The 3,444-nt window shown below is 32.2% G+C and carries 3 protein-coding genes and 3 pseudogenes; all 6 read right to left on the bottom strand.

The annotated features are described in order from the left end of the window. Nucleotides 1–335: 335 nt before the first annotated feature. Complete coding sequence (fic, locus tag RBH29_RS17230; protein ID WP_306698242.1) at nt 336–941, bottom strand: protein adenylyltransferase Fic; 606 nt, start codon at nt 939–941, stop codon at nt 336–338. A 3-nt stretch (nt 942–944) separates the two neighbouring features. Further along, nucleotides 945–2,013, bottom strand: a pseudogene (locus tag RBH29_RS17225) (virulence RhuM family protein). Continuing rightward, nucleotides 2,010–2,681, bottom strand: a pseudogene (locus RBH29_RS17220) (type I restriction-modification system subunit M); the annotation flags it as partial. The pseudogenes RBH29_RS17225 and RBH29_RS17220, both read right to left, overlap by 4 nt. Before the next feature lie 33 nt (nt 2,682–2,714). Beyond that, nucleotides 2,715–2,903: pseudogene (locus RBH29_RS17925) on the bottom strand (type I restriction-modification system subunit M N-terminal domain-containing protein); the annotation flags it as partial. A 41-nt stretch (nt 2,904–2,944) separates the two neighbouring features. Beyond that, the gene (locus RBH29_RS17215) at nt 2,945–3,091 is read right to left on the bottom strand and encodes a hypothetical protein (RefSeq protein WP_306698240.1); all 147 of its coding nucleotides are present in this window, start codon (nt 3,089–3,091) and stop codon (nt 2,945–2,947) included. Nucleotides 3,092–3,146: 55 nt separating this feature from the next. Then, nucleotides 3,147–3,374, bottom strand: a complete 228-nt coding sequence (locus tag RBH29_RS17210) for a hypothetical protein (protein ID WP_306698239.1) — start codon at nt 3,372–3,374, stop codon at nt 3,147–3,149. Nucleotides 3,375–3,444: the final 70 nt, after the last annotated feature.

The raw sequence follows: 3,444 nt of genomic DNA, 5'->3' as shown, positions 1-3,444 counted from the left end.
CTCGCTTTTTGATTTGTCATAGTAATTCAAAGTTATTTTGAGATAGTTAAAGTTTGTAGTTCTATTTTTTAAGCTAAATTTTTAAATGTTTCACAAAAAGAAGATCTGCTCTCAAGGTAAAAAATGTTTAAAATCGAATTTGTTCTTAGAAACAACTAGTCAAAGCTTGTATTTTGTATAATTTAAATAACTCGCTTATTTTTTAACACAACCTACACCACTCTCTGCAAAATCACTTTTCTACTGGCCATTGCCCCTCACAAACTCTCCCATTTACCTCAATGGCTTCCATTCAACCTCAACCCCATCAAGCAATTTCTCCACAAAGTCCATATTTACACCTCCTCTGTCTTAAACTCACTATATCCCTCATAGTAATAACTTACATCAATCCCTTTTATAAATAAAGAACGGTCATCAATTTCATTGGTAAGGGCTTGTTTAAGGAGATGTTTAATCTCAACATCCTTAACGACACTTCGTTGCATAGATGATAGATATTCCTCTTTGTCAACAAGATTCCAATCTACCACCTGTTTAATCTTTTTTTTGAGTAGAAGGTCAAGCCATATACGAGTAGTTCGTCCATTCCCCTCTCGAAAAGGGTGAGCAATGTTCATCTCAACATATTTTTCAATGATTTGCTCAAAGGTAGTTTGAGGCATTTTATCAATATGCTCCAATGAGGGCTCAAGATACATAAGAGGAGCAAAGCGAAAATCTCCTTTGGAAATATTGATAGTTCTAATCTTTCCTACAAAGTTATATATATCTTCAAATAGATATTTGTGAATGTAGGCAAGTCCCTCAAAAGTTCCTACTTTTACCTTGGTAATATCTCCAGAGTCAAAAAGCTGTTTGGCTTTTTGTTTGCTTATTTTCTCTTCTGCTTTTGAGAGTTCTATCTGATTGGTAATATTCAATTTATTATTTAAAATCATGATTCAATCACTACCACCTTTTTTATCAATTCTGCATTCATAATTATCAACCATGAATTTGTCAAAGTCACTTTCAAACAATCTGTCTTGGATAATTCTATACTTTTCAAACTCTGTTTCTGCATGAAGTTTTGCTTGTTCATGTGAAATTTTGCCTGCATCAGTTAAAATTTCATTGCCATTGAACTCTAAAAAACCATCCAATCTTTTTGCCCAGTCCTGCATCGACATTGGTATTTTTCTTTCTGTTTGAAGTTCTGCATAATCTAAATACAAAGACACAATTCTTTCTAAGTAATTCATTTCTTTTTCATTTAAATAATTTTTAGCAATGATAACATCTGCTTTTATTTTTTTGCCTTGTGGTGCAGATTCCCAATTTGTAAGTCCCATATTTTCTTTGCTTGAATCAGCTCTTTCGACAATCAGTTCAGCAGCTGTATGTCTATGCACGGCATAATGCATTTTATTTTGAACCATTTTAAAAAACTCTTTTGTTGTTTTAGAATCTTTGTCATAGTCAAAAGCTGTTGCATAAATATCAGTTACTTTTTGATAAAACTTTCGTTCTGATAATCGTATTATCTCTAATATGTTGTAACTGACGGTCAAAATAGTCATCAGTAAACATATGACCTTTTTTAAGTCGATCCACATCCATAGTCCAACCTTGAATTGTATAGTCTTTAACTATTTGCCCAGCCCATTTACGAAATTGAATTGCACGTTCATTGTTTACTTTAAAGCCTACGGAAATAATCATTTGCAAATTATAGTGATCTACATTGCGTGAAATCTGTCTTTCTCCTTCTCTTTGAACTATTAAGAAATTCTTAATAGTTGCTTTAGGTGTAAGCTCATTATCGTCATATATTTTTTTTATATGCTGATTTATTGCTGATACCGAAACATCATATATTGTCGCCATCATTTTTTGAGTAAGCCATATGTTTTCATCTTCATAACGCATTTCAACGCTTTCTTCACTTCCTCCTGTAGATGCAACGAAAGTTAAGTATTCGGCAGTAGATGATCGTATTATTGAAACTTCCTTTTTGTTTTTTCTCTTCATGCGTCCACCTCGATTTCTGCGATGATTTCATCAATTTGGGCACGAAGACTATCTATCTTTACTACAGTTGTTTTTATTTCTGCATTCAGCTCAGTTATATCAACTATTTCCCTTGTGTCTTTTGCTTCCACATAAGAACTTACTGAAAGGTTGTAATCATTTTCAACTATTTTCTCATAATCAACAGATTTTGCAACATGGTCAACATCTTCTTTGCTGTCAAATATTCTCATAATATCTTCAATATTTTTATCAGTAAGTATGTTATTATTAGTTTCTTTTTTATAAAAATCTACTCCACTTACATCAATAAATTGAGTTTTATTATCGCTTTTATGCTTAGAAAGAACCAATATATTAACAGCTATTGAAGTCCCGTAAAAAAGGTTAGGTGCTAATGAAATAACAGTTTCAACAAAGTTATTATCAATCAGATACTTTCTAATTTTTTGTTCTGCACCACCACGGTAAAAAATACCTGGGAAACAAACTATAGCAGCACGTCCTTTACTTGAAAGATAACTAAGGGCATGAAGTACAAAGGCAAAATCGGCTTTAGATTTAGGAGCTAATACTCCTGCTGGGGCAAATCTTTCATCATTAATAAGAGTTGGATCATCACTTCCAATCCATTTTACTGAATAAGGTGGATTTGATACAATTGCATCATCTTTAATCTCTTTAGTTATAATATCATCAGGAAGTTCTGCATAATTAATACTTTCGTCACCACCTTCAATATAACTAGAAAAGTTCTCACTAATAAAACGATAAAAAAGAGTTCCTAAAACATATTGTTTAAAATCCCATCCATCTACTGAGCCTCGGACATCATTGGCTATTTTCCATATTTGGGATTGTAATTTAGCTCGTTGTGCTGCACTTGACATTTGTATACCTCCAATTATTATAATGAGCACTCTCGGAAACTCTAAAAGTCCAAGTTTGCTCTATTTTTTTGTTCTACTTTTCTTTTTTTCCAAGAATTTTTATTAATATGCTTGATATGAACATTACATATTGCTTGTGCTTCAAGTAATTGCAAAGTCATCTTATCTAAGGTATCCTCAATTACCATTTTATATCTTTGTGATTAATTATGCAACCTTTTTAGTATCTAACTCCGTCCCCCACTAGGAGTCATGGACAAAATTAATAACCCCAATCCAACCTATTATTACTAATTGATTATAATTGTTTAAATGATAAAAGTAAAAATTTAAAGTTCTAGAATCAGGATAAAAGAATATATCAATAATTTTTAGTTCACAAGCTTCAAATTGTTCGCTCTCGTTCCATGTAGGGCTAAAATCCTTTGGCATCTCATCACATGGCATAAAAAGAGTAATTATGCTAAACATCGTACTTTTTACAATATTGATAAGTGGAATGAAGGGTGTCTAGACTGGCTTGAAAGACGTGGGAATGGTG

Origin of the sequence: Herbivorax alkaliphila, from assembly GCF_030848475.1 — a bacterium.
GTDB lineage: Bacteria > Bacillota > Clostridia > Acetivibrionales > Acetivibrionaceae > Herbivorax.
The sequence above is the reverse complement of the archived record's forward strand: the minus strand, read 5'-3'. Positions and strand labels throughout refer to the sequence as shown.

Coding starts and splice junctions, on each gene's coding strand:
- fic (WP_306698242.1), bottom strand. CDS start 941: ATGATTTTAAATAATAAATTGAATATTACCAATCAGATAGAACTCTCA.
- RBH29_RS17210 (WP_306698239.1), bottom strand. CDS start 3,374: ATGTTTAGCATAATTACTCTTTTTATGCCATGTGATGAGATGCCAAAG.
- RBH29_RS17215 (WP_306698240.1), bottom strand. CDS start 3,091: ATGGTAATTGAGGATACCTTAGATAAGATGACTTTGCAATTACTTGAA.